Below are 16,771 nucleotides of genomic sequence, written 5' to 3'. Positions count from 1 at the left end.
CAAAAATATGAAAACAAAACAAACAATCGCTGCTTCTACACTAGCTTTAGCAATGATTGCGGGATCTACCCCTACTCATGCAGAAGTAAATGAAGCTACTCCCCAGCAAAGTACGGGAGATCGCTTAGCTGAAATTAAGCAACATAGACAAGAGTTAGATGCGAAATTACAGCAGCACAAAGAAAATGTGGATCAAACATTAAATGAACTTAACCAAGTTAAGGAAAATGTTGACACAAAGGTTAATGAACTACATGAGCGTAAACAAGTTGCTGATGAAAAAATTAACGAAATTAAACAACATAAACAAGAGTTAGATGCAAAACTTCAGCAAGACAAACAAATTGCCGAGGATAAAATCGCGGAAATTAAAGAGCATAAAAAACAAGTAGATGATAAAGTTGCTGAAATTAAAGAACATAAGCAAAATATCGATAATAAGGTTACTGAGATTAAAGAACATAAACAAACTGTCGATGAAAAAGTGAATGAAATTAAGCAACATAAAGAGAACATCGATCAGAAGGTTAATGAACTTAAGGAAGTAAAAAAACAGGTAGATGACAAATTAGCTGAGTTAAAGAAAGCGAAACAAACTGCTGAGGACAAACTTGCTGAGCTAAAAGAAAATAAGCCGAATACTGGGAACACGTTAGAGGAGCTTAAGAAAATTAAAGGCAATTTAGATAGTCTTTCCGCTAACTTAGAACTAGCTAAACAAGATGTAAAAAACAAACTAGCTGAATTACAAGAAGCTAGACAAGATTTACTAAATAAAATAAACGAAATGAAACAAGCGAAACAAACTGTTTCAGATGATTTAACAAAGAAAAAACAAGACTTAGATATTAAAATAAACGATTTTAAACATACTGAGAAAAAAATTGATGACAAATTAGCTGAGTTACATACAACAAAGCAAAATGTAGATAACAAAATTAATGAAGTATCACAATCGAAACAAACGCAAACAGACAATAACAATACTACTGTTCCAGCGAAAAACAGTGCTAGAGAACTTCCTAACGCTGGTAGTGAGCAATCAAGTAACGTGCCTTTAGGAATGTTATCTGTCTTAGGTGGACTTTTATTAGTAACACGAAATAAAATTAAAACGTTATTCTCAAAATAAAGCCATTATATCTATTTTAAAATAATCATACAAAGGCCAACTGCACATATATGTACGGTTGGCCTTTTTTCTTTATATTAACTGTCCATCTCTAAGTGTCAATATACGATCACATACATCAAGCATTCTTTCATCATGCGTAATCATAATTGCTGCTTTTTGACTTTCTTTCACTTCACGTTTCATCATTTCCACGACTTCACGTGCGCGTTTTGAGTCTAAGCTTGCAGTTGGTTCATCCGCTAATATTAAATCTGGGTTGTTCATGAAAGCACGAGTGATTGCTACCCTTTGTTTTTCCCCGCCCGATAGTTGATTTGGATAATGAGTTTTTCTTTCAGATAATCCAAATGCTGCTAGCAAGTGATCCGCACGCTTTTCCGATTCTTGTTTGCTGTCTTTTTTTAACTTTGCAATGTAAAGCAATTGTTCTTTTACATTTAAATATGGAACAAGATTTGCGAACTGGAAAATGAAGCCGATTTTTTTCAAACGAATGTCTGTCATTTCCTTTTCTGATAACTTCGTAATATTTTGCTCGCGAATGTAAATATCCCCTTTTGACGGTGATAGTAAAGCACCCGCGATTGATAATAACGTACTTTTCCCTGATCCAGAAGGACCGACGATTCCGATAAATTCTCCAGCTTTCACATCAAGCGACATCGGATGAAGGGCTGTTACTTCCGTATTCCCTTCTCCGTACACTTTACTTACTTTGTCTAATTTTAATAATGAAGTCATTACATCCCGCCTCCAATTGCTTCTAATGCATCAACTTTTAATACTTGGTATAACGAAATAAGTGTTCCTAAAATACTAATTACGATAAAGATTGCTGCATATTGTGCAATCATCGGTGTTGTTAATAAGAACGGCATACCCGCTGGTAAAATTTGTTCTAATCCTTGTACAAGAACAATACTGATTACCATCGCAACGACTGATAAGAATAACGCCTGTACGACTAAGCTATTTGCTAAATAAGAATTTTTCGTTCCAATTGCTTTTAGTACACCTAATTGCTGTGTTTTTTGCAGTGTAATTACGTAGAAGAATACACCGATTAGTAACGCAGCGATAACAAGTAAGAACGCAATGATCATCGTTAATGTTCCTTGCTCTTCTTTAAATCCTGGAATACTTTGTAGCACTTCTTTTTTGTCGATAACATGTGCATTTTTAATTTCTTTATCTGTATTAAGCGCAATTGCACTATAATCTTTTTGGTTTGGTTGTGAAATAGCGCCCCATACGTCTTCATTTACATAAACGACTGGTGTATGGCTAAACATTTGATCTTTCGTAAATCCAACGATTTTAAATTCTTTCTTTGAAACAGGATCAATAATTGTATCCCCAATATCGATTCCTTTTTCTTTAATTGATTCATCAGCAACCATTTCGTTATTTGCTGTACCTAATTTCTCACCTTTTACAATTTTCGGTTCTAAAAATGAATCACGTTCACTTGAGAAAATAGCAACATCCACTTTTTTCGAACTATCTTTCTTTTCATACGTTGAAACTTTCACACGAAACGGAACTGCCTCTTTCTCGCCTGCTTGATTTACTACGTTATCTACATCTTCTTTCTTAATTTGTGAACGAAGTAATTTATTTTCCGCATCATCCGCTAGTACAAATTTATTTGCCTCCATATTTTGAATCGATGAAGCATTATCATATGATAATCCATTTGCTAATCCTGAAATTACAAGGACTAAAAATGATAATAACACCATAATAAGTCCGATTAATCCATATCTTAATTTTGATTGTTTTAATTCACGCAGAGCTAAAAACATTTCGCTCGCTCCTTCCTATTACTTTCTATGCACTTATCATAAAAAAGAAATATGAACGGAATATGAACAGAAGATTACAGAAGAAAGATTAAATTTTCAGAAAGTATTGAAAACAAATGAAATCCTTGATACAATTCAGTCAAATAATCTTGACCGAGTAATTTAATTTGAGGAGTTGATCATTTTGAAGCCCGTGTTAACACTAACTACTTATAGCCAACTAAAAGCAATAAGCGATCCACTACGTGCCGAAATGATGATGCGTCTATGCGAACGTCCTTATACAGGACAACTGCTATCTGAAAAATTCGGCATTTCAAGGGCGAAAATTCATTATCATTTAAAAGAATTAGAGAAGAATGGCCTTATAGAAATCGTATATACAGAAGAAAAGAATGGCATCGTTCAAAAGTTTTATCAATCTGTCGCTAAAGGATTTACCCCTGCCGCGGACCTATTACCTCATTTAGAAATATTAAGCGAATCAGGTCGCCAAATCTTTTTACAAATGACGGAAAGAACGAAAAGCCATATTCTCGCTGCACCAGAAGAATCTTTTACATTACGAAATGCAAGTGAAGACCCAGCTGAGTGGAATTACGTTTCATCCTGCTGGGAATTTGATGCTACGCCAGAACAATTTCAAGTGTGGGTGAAAAAGTTTCATGAATTAATGGCTGAATTAAACGAAATCACAAAAAGTGCGGATAAAGATCCAAATAGTAAAGCTTATTATATTTCTACTACTGCACTTCAAATCGCTGAGAGAACAATGCAGCAATTTGTAAAAAAAGAAGAAAAATCGTAATGCGATTTTTTTTACATAAACGGTCAAATTTATTTTACCGAATAAATTTTTTATAAAGGAGTAGATAAAGTGGACATATTAAAAAACCGGAATTTCCTCTTACTATTTTTAGGGAGAATTTTTACAAACATAGGAGATAGTTTGTATTATGTAGCAGCGATGTGGCTCGTATATGAGCTGAGTGGTGATCCTTTTTATTCTGGATTGGCTGGTTTCCTTACATTATTACCTTCTGCATTACAATTTCTTACCGGTCCATTCGTTGATAGATGGTCAATCAAAAACACCCTTGTAATCACACAAGTCCTGCAATGCATTCTTATATTAATCATTCCTATTACACACTACTTCGATCTATTAACAGTTCAACTACTACTCATCATTATGCCCATCGTAGCCTTTATCGAACAATTCGCCTATCCCGCACAGTCAAAAGCTTTACCACTTCTACTGCATAAAACACAATTATTAAAAGGAAACTCTCTCTTTTCATTTGCGTATCAAGGCATTGACTTAATTTGTACGACCCTTTCTGGAATATTAGTAGCACTATTTGGCGCAATCACTTTATATGTAATCGACTCTTTCACATTCGCGATTACTGCGATTTTGTTTATTTCATTAAAAATGCCGACACAAACCGAAACAGGCACATCACTTTCAACAAAGCAATATTTCTCTGATTTAAAAGAAGGCTTTTCAATCGTCTTTCGTTCATTAATGGGCATCTTCTTAATCGGTTCAGTTGTCGCTAATTTTTCAATCGGTATGACGATGGCAATACTCCCTTCTTTCGCCGATTCTTTAGGAGGGGTTAAATTATACGGTTTCTTTTTAGCCGCTATATCCGCCGGTAGTTTAATTGGAGCACTATTCAGTTCATGGGTTGGTAAACATAATATTAGCCATGTCTCTATTATTAGCTTTGCGACTAGCGCTTTCTTTTGGTTTCTCTCTACGTTTGTACCGTTTCAATGGTTATCAATTTTTTTATTCGGCTTAGCTTGGATACCAATTGGTGCGACCAACATATTATTTGCGACAATTAGTCAAACTTTAATTCCAAATCAATATCTTGGACGCATCAATTCAGTCACACGAAGCATGGGTACAATCGCTATGCCGTTCGGCTCTTTAATTGGCGGTTACACCGCAAATGTATTTAGTAGCCAACTCATTTTCGCGCTCGCTAGCATCGGAATTTTATTCATTTCTCTCGTATGGCTACTTCATCCGAAATTACGTTCATTGCCGAAAGCTGATGAAATTACAGCGGATACTTTTGAGCTTCGGTTTAAGGAAGAGCGCGGGAAAGGTGCGGCTTTATAGCAGAAAGAAAATATTATCTAATCCGTAATGTGTAGTTATAATAAAATTATTTAATTTTATTATCTCAAACAAGCATAACCCCGTTCTAAATATAGGACGGGATTATGCTTGTTTAATTTTGTATGTAAGATACTTCACTTCACTAAAAAATATAACAATAAAGTTGTTTAAAAATCTAAGTTTTATTCAACAAGAGCGCCCTTTAATGGAATAACTAAAACGTTCAGTTAACGATTTGATGGCCATGCCCTCTGTATCTTCCTTAATTGAATAATTCGGCCTGTATGATAAGCATCATGAAGCATGGTGTCCAGTAATTTACCCTCAAATGAATTTTGTTCAAGCTCTTTTTCGGAAAAGGTAAAGCCTGTATCGTTGATTACCAAGTAATCGTTGATACAGGCTTTTTTAATTTTTGTTCAACTAACACATGCGTTAGTTCAATAAGATTTTATTAATCTCTGTCCTATATTCATCTTCATCAAATACGAATTGAGGTATTAAATTACATATCATAAGGTTCAAGCTTCAAAATAAATTCTTCAACATCCTTGCCTCTTGCGTTGGAAAAACCCTTATCTTCAGAGATGATTTTAAACCCGCATTTTTCCAATACCCTGATGGAGGCGAGGTTATCTTTAGCGGAACGAGCATAAAGTGGGCGTATCTTAATATACTCCAGAAACTCTGACAACGCTAAAGTTACAATACCATGACCCCAATATTCCTTCCCAATCCAGTAGCTTACTTCGGGTTCGCCGAACTGTTCAAAGTTCGAGACGTGTCCAGTGACAATGCCATTGAATAATATAGTCTTAATTGTAATAGTCTCGTCAGCAATATTTTTTTTCCAATGGTCAAAAAATGCGTCCTTATCAGTGGGGTCTTTAGCTGTAAAAGCAGCCATATAGTTCGCCGTTGAATCTAGTTGTTGTTCGAAAAAGATAGGAAGATCTTCCTCTATGATATCTCGTAGCTTCACTTCGCTTTTGCTAATGGATTCCATATAATTGACAAGCTCCTTAACATATTTTTGAATATAAATTCTTCAAAGTTTAGAGAAATTCCTTCTTCAACTATGCCAGTTAGTTGAATTAAAAAGTTTATTTATTGGCCAATGGTATAAAGTCCAAGTTTTCATCCCTAAGATAGTACATTGTCCCATTATCTGTTTGTGCTTCTCTAATGGATACAACCTCATGCTATTTATCCTTTATTTTTTTGCTTAAGGGATATTGTCATTTAGCTACTAACTCCTTTAAATACTTAAAGTCAAGGTCCTCGCACCAAGGCTACGTCCTCCACCATAAAATAATATACCTAATATCATAGATTATCTATTATGACTATGTATTTTAAATTTATCTGTTTAGATAAAAAAAGATAGTAGGGGCATTCACCCCTTACTATCTTTACTATTGATATTTATGTATCTTTAAATATATAAGTGATGTACTTTTTTGATATTATGTGTGACATTGAATACACGTTACTACAATGATAATCATGATGTACATTCACATTTCTTCTTTTTCATTTATTTCGGAAGCTCAACCCGAACAGTCGTCCCTTCCCCTTTCGTACTATATACCGAAACGGTTCCTTGATGCAGTTCAACAATTTTCTGCACAATTGATAACCCTAAACCGCTACCTTCTACGTTTCTCGCTCTTGCTGTATCTACTTTGTAAAAACGATCAAATATACGATCCATTTCTTCTTTTTCCATACCAATTCCGTTATCTGATATAGAGATTATAACGCTAGATTCTAATTCTTCTACAACAAATTCAACGGTTCCGCCATCGTTTGAAAACTTAATGCTATTCGTAAAAATATTACTCCATACTTGATGAAGTAAGTTTTCATCACCTTTTATGACGATGTTTGGCACATCAAACTCAACAGCGATATCTTTTTCCCGCCATTTCCATTCGAGCATAAAAATGACGTCTTTAATTTGCTTTTGTAAGTGAAACTCTTTCATTTGTAGAACTTTCTCTTCTTTATCTAATGAAGCAAGCGTAAGTAACTGTTTACATAAACTAGACATCCGCTTACTTTCACCCTCAATAATTTTCAAGTAACGTTTTCTTTCCTCTTCACTCATATTCTCCGATTGTAATGTTTTCGAAAAACCTTGTATCGAAGAAAGTGGAGATTGGAATTCATGAGAAACGTTAGAAACAAACTCTTGTCTCATTTGGTCTAATTCTTTAATGCTCTTTGTCATCTTTTGAAAATTAGTCGCTAGTGTACCAATTTCATCTTTTCGATTTTCATCTAATTCGATATCATATTCACCACTTGCAATCTTTTGAGTCGCTTTCGTAAATGTTCGAATAGGACGAACAATATACCCTGCTGCAATCGCTATAAAAATGATACTTAATACAACGATGAAACCGAGTAATACCGCTAGAAAAATTCTCATCTCGCCGAATTGTTGCTGAATATCAGGGCGAATGAATAAAGCGTACTGTTTATCATCGTGTTTTAGCGGTACACCGACACTATTAATTAATTCATTATCGAAAAATCCTGTAATAAAGAGGCGCGTTGGATATGTGGAAACGCCATTAAACGTCTCACCTTGCAATACTTTATGAACGGTATCATCACTAATTGTTATCTTACGAAACGCATTCCCAATACGCTTTCCATGATTTTCGTCATCTACAATATAAATTTCATACCCTAACTTCGCAATAGACTGTAAGTATGCCTCTTTATTCTCTTCACTTTGCTTTTCATATAATGATTTTACTTCTTTAGCATACATTAAAATCTTTTCACTATTGTACGGTTTTAACTTCACTTGATAATATACGTTCGTTAATAAAAAACCGATAATACTACTAAGAAGCATAATACCGACTGTCATAAAAACAAATCTAGAATATAGTGATTTCATTTTATTTCAACTCCAACTTATAACCGAGTCCGCGTACTGTCGTAATTTGAAAATCATCTGTTCGTTTTGAAAAACGATCTCTCAGTCGCTTCACATGAACGTCAACTGTTCGTTCATCTCCTTCAAAATCCATTCCCCATACTAATTCAATTAATTCTTCTCTTGAAAAGGTTCTTCCAGGATAACTAGCAAGTTGTGATAATAATTCAAATTCCTTTAATGGAAGCAAAATCGTCTGACCGTTACACTTCACTTCAAACCCTTTTCGATCAATAGTCGTTCCGTGTAATGTAATAATATCAGCACTAAGCATTTGATAACGGCGCAATAAAGCTTTCATACGGAAAATTACTTCAGCTGGTTCAAATGGTTTTACAATATAATCGTCCGTACCAGAAATGAATCCTTTTTCTTTATCGACTAGCTGATCTTTTGCAGTTAATAAAATAACAGGTATATCATGATACTTCCGGATTTCTTCGCATAACGTATAGCCATCAACAAACGGCATCATAATGTCTACTATCGCAAGATGAATATTTTCTTTCTCTAAAACGCCTTGCGCTACCTTTCCATCTTCCGCTTCAAAAACTTTAAAGCCCTCTTTTTGTAAATGGTAATGCAATAACTCTCTAATATGTTTATCATCATCAGCTAATAAAATATGTATCATCTTCATTAAACCCTCTCTTGTTCATCCTTCTACATTCTTACATTAAGAAACAATTGTACTTTTTGCAAGAAAAAGAAAAACAAACTGCTATTAGTTTTTTTGAATAAGAGTTGATACATAATACGCTACAAGCCAACATTTTAAGATAAATAAAAAGAATCTATTTTGAAAAAAATTATTCAAAATAGATTCTCACATTTTAGTATTAAGATTATTTTAATAAAAAATAATTTCTAAGCCTTAGAAATATCAACAAATCCTTCTCCAAATACATCACGAACATCGTGTATAGCGATGAACGCAGCCGGGTCCGTAGTTTGAACAATCCGTTTTAGCTTCACTACTTCTTGCTTATTAATAACAATATAAAGAATTTCCTTCGGAGTTTTCGTGTAATAGCCATGACCTGAATACACGGTAACCCCTCTGCCCATTAAGGTAGTTACCTTCCCGGCAATTTCATTCGGGTTATCAGAAATAATCGTAATGGCTTTCTTCGGATTTAAACCTTCAATTACAAACTCCATCACTTTCGTTGCTACATATAGCATAATAATTGTTATCATCAGTTTTTCTGCACCAATGATGAAATAAGATGAAAACGCAACGATTAAATCGAAGAACAGTAGACCGTAGCTAATGCTCCACCCTAAATACTTATGCGTCATCCTTGCTAAAATCGTAGTACCTGCAGTTGTTCCGCCAACACGAATGATAAGACCAATCCCGCACCCGATAAATATTCCTCCGAAAATGGCATTTACGAGCATTTCATCTGAAGCAATCGTCCAGCCTTCTGTCAAATGAAGAAATAGCGAGTTCGTAACTACAGCGATAATCGTATAAATTGTTGTGATCTTGTTTAAAAATTTATAACCAGCTATTAACAATATTGCATTTAAAATTAAGTTGACTAAGCCTGGTGACCACTCAAATAAATAGTACGTAATAATCGTGATACCTGTTACCCCGCCCTCACCAAACTCGTTCGGGATAACAAACAAATTGACACCTAACGCAAAAAGAAATGCACCAATAATAATAAAAATAATGTCTGTCGTTCTTTTTTTCATACAGTACCTCACTTCTTATGTAAATATTTATTCTGCCATAAACTCTCACCATTATATCGTGGAATATTCAAATCGAACAGTGGTTTATTTTTATTTTAATATAGGATGATAAAACAACTTTATCCTATATCCACATGTAATTTAAAAAGTAAAACAACTGTATTTATTATGTACTACAAGTAAAGTTTTGATTTCACATGCAATTCACGCTAAAAAATGAATATGAACACTTACTCGCACAAACTTCGAATAAAAAACAAATAGGCGAAGCTATAGAATAGACTTCGCATCAAGCGTGTGAGCACAGAGATTTATATAAATTTTTATATTCATACATTACAGGAATAAATTTACTTATCTTTCTCCATATATTCTTTAATCTTTCGTTCTTCCCACTCTTTTCCGAATATCCCAAATGGAAAAGTTGTCAAACCGTGTATAACGATACCGATCCCCCAACCTCCAAGTGGATATAAAAACCATAATTTGCTTGAATCAGAGCTTATATTTATAAAAAAAAGCATTAAGTTAACTAGTATATAGACCGTTAAATGAATGTAAAACGCTTTTAAATTCTCCATCCTTTTTTTAGCTCGTAAATAAACCTCATCTCGCTCCATCCTTAAACACCTCTTTCATTATTGTATTTTTTAAACTCGCTCCGATTTAAACATCATATTCTAATCGAAAATCCCTTATTCTCAAAAAAACACAAAATAAAAAATACCCATCAAATTGTCATACACATGATAATTTGATGGGTACTGCATGATACATTTAGTTTTTACATTTATTGTTTGGAGTAAATTGCAAATAACGACTTATACTCGCCTTATTAAGACCAGATCCATACATCCTCATTATTTTCAACGTTGCTCTTTACTTCATGAACTTTTTCGATATGATCCGTTGTGTTGTAGTTAATAGAAATTCCGCCCCAGCCTACATACTTCATATCAATTTTTACTTTCTCACCCGTATTAAATACTTGTCCTTTAGTTAAGTACACTTCAATAATAGCTTTCTTCCCATTTACTGATGGATACTGCACTACAACATATTTAGTAGAACTATCTCCTTCATCTTCCATCGTTCCTACTTTTGATACTTCCCCAATTACATAATCAGGAGAACCATCTTCTTTCATGTGCATACCTAATTTATTTGACGTATTTTCAACTGTATTTGCACTCATATATTCAGTAAAATTACGCATCATAGATCCAGTAGCTTTAACCTCATCCCCTACTTTCACATTTGAAAGGGAATCTATATATACACTTACAGGCTCCTCATATTGCTTAGATTTTACGACAATTACACCGTTATCTACTTCTACTACTCGCCCTTCTAACGTCGAGAAATTCGATTCAATAGAAGCGGCACTCGCTTTTGATAGTTCTAATCCTGGTAAATTCGTTCCTGATAATGCTGCGATCCCTAAAGCACCTGCTAAAATTATTTTTTTCATACCCATATGTAACCTCTCCATTCATGATGATTATATTTTTTTGATTGGATACGACCAACCTGTAACCATTATAGTTACAGGTTATAAAAAATAGCAACCTCCTTTCGCATGCAATGTTGCATACTGTAATTTTTAAATATAAAGTTTGATAAAAAGATTTATTGTATTTTATTCATATATTCAACAATATTGTTAGGTTCATAAATAACAGCAGGTGTATTTGTTAATGGTGGCGAAATTAAATGTCATGTACTATGTTCTTCAACTCTACGGTTTGTATAGTCGTAGTTAATTACATATGTAGGAGCGGAATTAATATGTTAATGAAACCAAAAAGATTACAGCCAGGAGATATTGTGGCGACAGTAAGTTCTTCATGGGGAGGTGCTGGTGATTCTAAGCTAAGATGGCGATATGAGCAAGGAGTAAAAAGATTAGAAGACGTCTTCGGTCTTAAGGTTGTCCCAATGCCAAATAGTTTAAAAGGTAGCGAATACCTTTACAACAACCCTGAGGCTCGTGCAGAAGATTTAATGACAGCATTTAAAGATACTCGTATTAAAGGAATTATTACGAATATTGGCGGTGAAGATAGCATCCGTTTACTTCCTTATATAGATTTTAATGTTATACGCGAAAATCCGAAAATCTTTATGGGCTACTCTGACGATACCGTTTCACATTTGTTTTGTCATAAAGCAGGAATTCCCTCTTTTTACGGTCCAGCAATCTTAACTGATTTTGCCGAAAATGTGGAGATGGATCCATATACAATTGAAATGGTGAATCGAACTCTCTTTTCAAATGAGAATATTGGCGAGATTCAACCAGCTCATGAATGGACGAGTGAGCGTCTAGAATGGATAGAGGCGAATAAGGATCAACGGCGTACGATGCAGCAAAACAATGGATATGAGCTACTTCAAGGCTCTACTACTGTACAAGGGCGTTTAATTGGTGGTTGTATGGAAGTACTGGAATTTGCAAAAGGAACGGAACTTTGGCCTAAGAAAAAACATTGGGAGAATAGTATCCTTTTCTTTGAAACTTCTGAAGACCATCCAGAACCAAGTTATATAAAGTATTGGTTACGAAATTATGCAGCGCAAGGCATTCTACAAAAAGCAAAAGGCATCATTTTTGGTAAACCAAAAGACGAAAAGTATTATGAAGAATATAAACACGAAATACTGAAAGTTATGAAAGAACATAACTTAGAAGATTTGCCGATTCTTTATAATTTAAATTTTGGCCATACCGAACCAAAGTTTATTTTACCTTACGGTGCGATGGCAGAAATTGATTGTGAAAATGAGTCTTTCTCTATTTTAGAAAGTGGTGTGGAATAAAGTGGAAATTTAAATAAGCGTGGGGGTTCCCTCCCCCATCTCAATCAAGCTTAGAGTGTTAAGAAATTATAAATGTTAGGTGTTCTAGAACATGAGGACACCTATGTCTTTGTAATTATTGAATAATCAGTTGCAGTTCGTTACGAATCACCAAAAAAAAATAAATTATCCTTTCCTAATAATTCTACAGAAAGGATAGCTTATTTTTTTGCTTTATAGGTTGTATAAAACCTTAGCTTGATATCGATGTAGCGTGACCCAAAATAGCCGATAACCTACACTAAACAAAATACCAAAATATCCCTTTAAACTGATATAATGAAATATAGAATACTATATAAAACTACAGGAGGCTATTATTGGATAAACTTTTTGATCATATGAAAACAAGGTTCATTTTAATGTGGGCTATTATCTCGTTTGTAATAATGATGTTTATTTTACCTTTATTATTCAAAGAAATTCCTAAAGATGTAAAGTTAAATATCGCTCTTATTATTTCAATTTATGCTATCCCTATGTTTTGGATTGGTTTTAAGTTTAAAAGATATAATATCTCGTTTAAAACTTACTTGTCAAAACCATCTTCCTTTTCTTTTAGAACAATTTTTGCATCAGCAATTATGACTATGCTTTTTGGATTAGGTATGTTATTGCTAATCGTGATGGTATTTTCATTACTACCAACGGACACTTCGTTAGAGGATACAAACGAAATAGTTAAAACAAAAAGCATGTGGTTTGTTTTAATGAAAGCCATAACTCTTTCTTTCATCGCTCCTATCTGTGAAGAAATTTTGTTCAGAGGCTTTATTCTTAGTCGTTTTACGTATAAATTTGGAATAAAAAAGGCAGTTATATTCTCTTCCGTCTGCTTCGGTATTTTACATTTAAATAATGTATTTGGAACCACACTATTTGGGATTATTTCTTGTTTAATGTACTTGAAAACTAAAAGTTTATTCCCTTCTATAATAGCTCACATGGTTAATAATATAATTGTAGCTTCGAGAGATATCTTTTCTGCTTTACAGTCTACAAGCACACCTTCAGCACAACCTGATTTAACTATCATTCTTTTAATATCTACTGTGCTAATAACAATTGGATTAATGTGGATTATCCCTTTTATTAAAAGGCATTCAGAACTATTAAGATATAATAGTTTACCACCATTGAAGCACACCACAACTTAATTAAAATTGTTACTATGTGAAGGATTTTTCATTTTGGGTTAATCTGTTTTCTTAGGTTGATGGACAAGGGACCATCAACCACTTTATATCCTTTTCATTCACCCCCTCTGCCTAACCATTACAGAATTATCCCAGAAAAACTCCCCTTCATTACTTCTTTTTCAAGTTGATTCCTACATGTAAATAGCGCAATAATTTTTGTGCGATTTTTTTCATCGGGTTCAAATTGTTCAATGGTTACGTCACAACGAATGGTATCACCGCTAAAGACAGGACGTAAAAATTCAAAGTCCATCTTGCGAGCTAGCACGTTATAATCACCGCCAATTTTTGTAGGCAACGTTGATGTTAAAAGTCCTTGTACAACAAATCGTCCTTGTTCATCCGGTGTAACATGATGAACACCTTCATCTTTAGATACTTCTGTAAATAAAACAACATCTTCTTTTGTAAAAGTTCGCTCAAAGGTGATTTTTTCGCCTACTTGCAATTTCATCCATACCCCTCCTCAAAAACACTTTTAAAATAAGAAAAACCGAAATTAAAAATCATTTCGGTTTTCAAAACTGTAGAAGTCTATATTTACTTTAGCGAATGAACAAACAACCCACTACGAAGTTTCGGTTCAAACCACGTTGATTTCGGCGGCATTACTTCTCCAGCGTCTGCGATTGTTAATAAATCTTCCATTGATGTCGGATATAATGCGAATGCTGCTTTGTATTCACCGCTATTCACAAGACGTTCTAGTTCTTCTAATCCGCGGATTCCGCCGACGAAATCAATGCGTGAATCTGAGCGTGGATCATGTATTTCAAGCACCTGACTTACTAAATGATCTTGTAAAATAGATACATCTAAACGCCTAACAAGATCATTCGCATCAAACGTTTCCTCTTTCACAGTGAGCTTATACCACTTCTCGTTTACATACATTCCAAATGATTTTGGCTCATTTGGTTTATACGGTGAACCCCCTGCTTCTTCCACATAAAAATATTGCGCAACTTGCTTTAAAAATTGCTCTACTGATAAGCCATTTAAATCTTTCACAACCCGGTTATAGTCCCAAATTGATAATTCATCATGAGGGAATAAAACAGATAGGAAGAAATTGAATTCCTCTTCTCCTATGTAATTCGGATATTGCTCTCTTCGCATTAGCCCTACTTTTGCAGCTGATGCAGAGCGGTGATGTCCATCTGCAATGTACAAGTTAGGAATATCTTCAAATGCCTTTACTAAAGTGGCAATTACTTCTTCATCTGCAATCTTCCACGCAACATGCTCCACACCATCTTCTGCTGTAAATTTATAGATTGGCGCATGTTCTTCTTTCCAGCTTGCAATGAAACGTTTCACTTCTTCTTTTGTACGATACGTTAAAAAGATTGGCCCCGTATTTGCGTCACACACATCTACGTGGCGAATACGATCAAGTTCTTTTTCATGACGCGTTCTTTCATGTTTTTTAATTGTATCATCTTCATACTCGTCAATCGATGTACAAACGACAAGGCCTGACTGCGTTCTTCCTTGCATCGTCAGTTCATAAATGTAAAGCGCTGGCTCCTCATCTTGAACGAACACTTCTTCTTGTATAAATTGCTTTAAATTTTCACCCGCTTTTTCATATACGCGATCATCGTACGGTGAAAGTGCCGGGTCTAAATCAATTTCTGCTTTATCAACGTGTAAGAAAGAATATGGATTCCCTTTTACAACTTCTCTTGCCTCTTCACTATTTAATACGTCATAAGGAAAAGCTGCTACTTGTGCTGCTTTTCCTTCTACTGGACGAATAGCACGAAACGGTCGGATTTTTGCCAAGTTTCTCTCTCCTTTACACAATCATTCGAACAGCTACAACACCTGTGATTTTGCTTATATTTTCCACAATATTCTCTTTCATTATATCATCAATTCCGTTATCAATATCAATCATTGTGTACGCCCAAGAATGTTTACTACGATTAATCATATCCGCAATATTAATATGATGTTCTGCTAAACATCCTGTAATTTGTCCTACCATGTTCGGAACGTTTTGATGCATAATTGTAATTCGTTTTTTTCCAATGTACGGAAGTTCTACGTTTGGATAGTTTACTGAATTACGAATATTACCTGTCTCTAAATATTCACGTAATTGACGTGCAGCCATTACTGCACAATTTTCTTCAGATTCAGACGTAGATGCACCGAGATGAGGAGTTGCTGTTACATTTTTCATCTTTATAACATTTTCATTCGGAAAATCCGTTACGTAATGCTGAATAATCTCTTCATCTAGCGCTTTTCGAAGAGCTGTTTCATCAACAAGTTCCCCTCTTGAGAAATTGAATAGACGCATTCCTTTTTTCATCGTTTCGATCGCGTGTTCACCAATAATCCCCTTCGTTTGGTTCGTAAGAGGAATATGAAGTGTAATATAATCACATGTTGCAAAAATTTCATCTAAGCTAAACGCTCTTTGTACTTGCGTAGAAAGACGCCATGCTGTTTCAACAGATATATACGGATCGTATCCGACAACGTCCATCCCTAAAGATAACGCATCGTTCGCAACTAAAGCACCAATTGCGCCAAGACCGATAACACCTAAACGTTTCCCTGCAATTTCTGACCCAACGAATTGCTTCTTCCCAGCTTCAACAAGCTGTGGTACTTCTTCTCCATCCAACTCTTTCGTCCAGCTCACTCCGTTTATAATATTACGGGAAGACATAATAAGGCTTGCGATAATAAGTTCCTTCACTGCATTCGCATTAGCCCCTGGCGTATTAAATACTACAATCCCTTTTTCCGTACAACGCTCAACAGGAATATTATTTACACCGGCACCAGCTCTTGCAATTGCCTTTAAATCTTCGGAAAACTCTTCTTGATGTAAAGAATAGCTGCGAAGTAAAATACCATCTGGATGACCTACTTTGTCTCCAATTTCATAGCGATTCCCATCAAAAATTTGCAAACCCTTTTCCGCAATTTGATTTAACGTCTGAACACGAAACATAT

The 16,771-nt window shown here is 34.7% G+C and carries 16 protein-coding genes and 1 pseudogene; 5 read left to right on the top strand and 12 right to left on the bottom strand.

The window, feature by feature from the left end:
- Positions 1-7: 7 nt before the first annotated feature.
- Complete coding sequence (locus ABH955_RS02345; RefSeq protein WP_002185437.1) at positions 8-1,132, top strand: LPXTG cell wall anchor domain-containing protein; 1,125 nt, start codon at positions 8-10, stop codon at positions 1,130-1,132.
- A 72-nt stretch (positions 1,133-1,204) separates the two neighbouring features.
- Here the strand turns inward: ABH955_RS02345 and ABH955_RS02340 are convergent, their stop codons facing one another.
- Both ABH955_RS02340 and ABH955_RS02335 read right to left on the bottom strand, forming a co-directional pair.
- Positions 1,205-1,876: an ABC transporter ATP-binding protein gene (locus ABH955_RS02340; RefSeq protein WP_002128101.1), complete on the bottom strand. Its 672-nt coding sequence runs from the start codon at positions 1,874-1,876 to the stop codon at positions 1,205-1,207.
- Positions 1,876-2,940 (bottom strand): ABC transporter permease, encoded by a 1,065-nt coding sequence (locus ABH955_RS02335; protein ID WP_002185435.1) that lies wholly within the window; start codon positions 2,938-2,940, stop codon positions 1,876-1,878. The genes ABH955_RS02340 and ABH955_RS02335 overlap by 1 nt, the downstream gene beginning before the upstream one ends.
- A 184-nt stretch (positions 2,941-3,124) precedes the next feature.
- Here ABH955_RS02335 and ABH955_RS02330 point away from each other — a divergent pair, with 184 nt between their 5' ends.
- Entirely contained in the window at positions 3,125-3,748 is a 624-nt protein-coding gene (locus ABH955_RS02330) for an ArsR/SmtB family transcription factor (RefSeq protein ID WP_016101052.1), read from the top strand.
- 69 nt (positions 3,749-3,817) lie between these two features.
- Positions 3,818-5,077: an MFS transporter gene (locus ABH955_RS02325; RefSeq protein ID WP_404449936.1), complete on the top strand. Its 1,260-nt coding sequence runs from the start codon at positions 3,818-3,820 to the stop codon at positions 5,075-5,077.
- Positions 5,078-5,304: 227 nt separating this feature from the next.
- On the opposite strand, the pseudogene ABH955_RS02320 reads toward ABH955_RS02325, so the two are convergent.
- The 7 genes and pseudogenes from ABH955_RS02320 to ABH955_RS02290 form a co-directional block, all read right to left on the bottom strand.
- Positions 5,305-5,433: pseudogene (locus tag ABH955_RS02320) on the bottom strand (DinB family protein); the annotation flags it as partial.
- A gap of 149 nt (positions 5,434-5,582) precedes the next feature.
- Positions 5,583-6,083 (bottom strand): GNAT family N-acetyltransferase, encoded by a 501-nt coding sequence (locus tag ABH955_RS02315; RefSeq protein WP_404453125.1) that lies wholly within the window; start codon positions 6,081-6,083, stop codon positions 5,583-5,585.
- A gap of 531 nt (positions 6,084-6,614) precedes the next feature.
- Positions 6,615-7,991 (bottom strand): sensor histidine kinase, encoded by a 1,377-nt coding sequence (locus ABH955_RS02310; protein ID WP_098169107.1) that lies wholly within the window; start codon positions 7,989-7,991, stop codon positions 6,615-6,617.
- A 1-nt stretch (position 7,992) separates the two neighbouring features.
- Positions 7,993-8,670 (bottom strand): response regulator transcription factor, encoded by a 678-nt coding sequence (locus ABH955_RS02305; RefSeq protein ID WP_000781971.1) that lies wholly within the window; start codon positions 8,668-8,670, stop codon positions 7,993-7,995.
- Positions 8,671-8,897: 227 nt separating this feature from the next.
- On the bottom strand, positions 8,898-9,737 hold the full coding sequence (locus tag ABH955_RS02300; protein WP_000747487.1) for a YitT family protein: 840 nt from the start codon (positions 9,735-9,737) through the stop codon (positions 8,898-8,900).
- Between the two features lie 350 nt (positions 9,738-10,087).
- Positions 10,088-10,357 (bottom strand): 2TM domain-containing protein, encoded by a 270-nt coding sequence (locus ABH955_RS02295; protein WP_002128109.1) that lies wholly within the window; start codon positions 10,355-10,357, stop codon positions 10,088-10,090.
- Positions 10,358-10,572: 215 nt separating this feature from the next.
- A complete protein-coding gene (locus ABH955_RS02290; RefSeq protein ID WP_404453121.1) occupies positions 10,573-11,214 on the bottom strand; it encodes a hypothetical protein in 642 nt (213 codons plus the stop codon).
- 311 nt (positions 11,215-11,525) lie between these two features.
- On the opposite strand from ABH955_RS02290, the gene ABH955_RS02285 reads away from it, so the two are divergent.
- On the top strand, positions 11,526-12,557 hold the full coding sequence (locus ABH955_RS02285; RefSeq protein ID WP_404449638.1) for a S66 family peptidase: 1,032 nt from the start codon (positions 11,526-11,528) through the stop codon (positions 12,555-12,557).
- Positions 12,558-12,916: 359 nt separating this feature from the next.
- Complete coding sequence (locus ABH955_RS02280; RefSeq protein WP_404449640.1) at positions 12,917-13,753, top strand: CPBP family glutamic-type intramembrane protease; 837 nt, start codon at positions 12,917-12,919, stop codon at positions 13,751-13,753.
- A gap of 118 nt (positions 13,754-13,871) precedes the next feature.
- On the opposite strand, the gene ABH955_RS02275 is transcribed toward ABH955_RS02280, so the two are convergent.
- From ABH955_RS02275 to ABH955_RS02265, 3 genes are all read right to left on the bottom strand, one after another.
- A complete protein-coding gene (locus tag ABH955_RS02275; protein WP_404449642.1) occupies positions 13,872-14,249 on the bottom strand; it encodes a hotdog family protein in 378 nt (125 codons plus the stop codon).
- A gap of 86 nt (positions 14,250-14,335) precedes the next feature.
- A complete protein-coding gene (locus ABH955_RS02270; RefSeq protein WP_404490825.1) occupies positions 14,336-15,583 on the bottom strand; it encodes a DUF1015 domain-containing protein in 1,248 nt (415 codons plus the stop codon).
- A 13-nt stretch (positions 15,584-15,596) separates the two neighbouring features.
- A complete protein-coding gene (locus ABH955_RS02265) occupies positions 15,597-16,769 on the bottom strand; it encodes a 3-phosphoglycerate dehydrogenase family protein (RefSeq protein WP_404449646.1) in 1,173 nt (390 codons plus the stop codon).
- Positions 16,770-16,771: the final 2 nt, after the last annotated feature.

Source organism: Bacillus sp. RC240, from assembly GCF_044907945.1.
Classification (GTDB): Bacteria; Bacillota; Bacilli; order Bacillales; family Bacillaceae_G; genus Bacillus_A; species Bacillus_A mycoides.
Note: the sequence above shows the minus strand (reverse complement) of the source record. Positions and strands in the feature narration are given on the sequence as shown.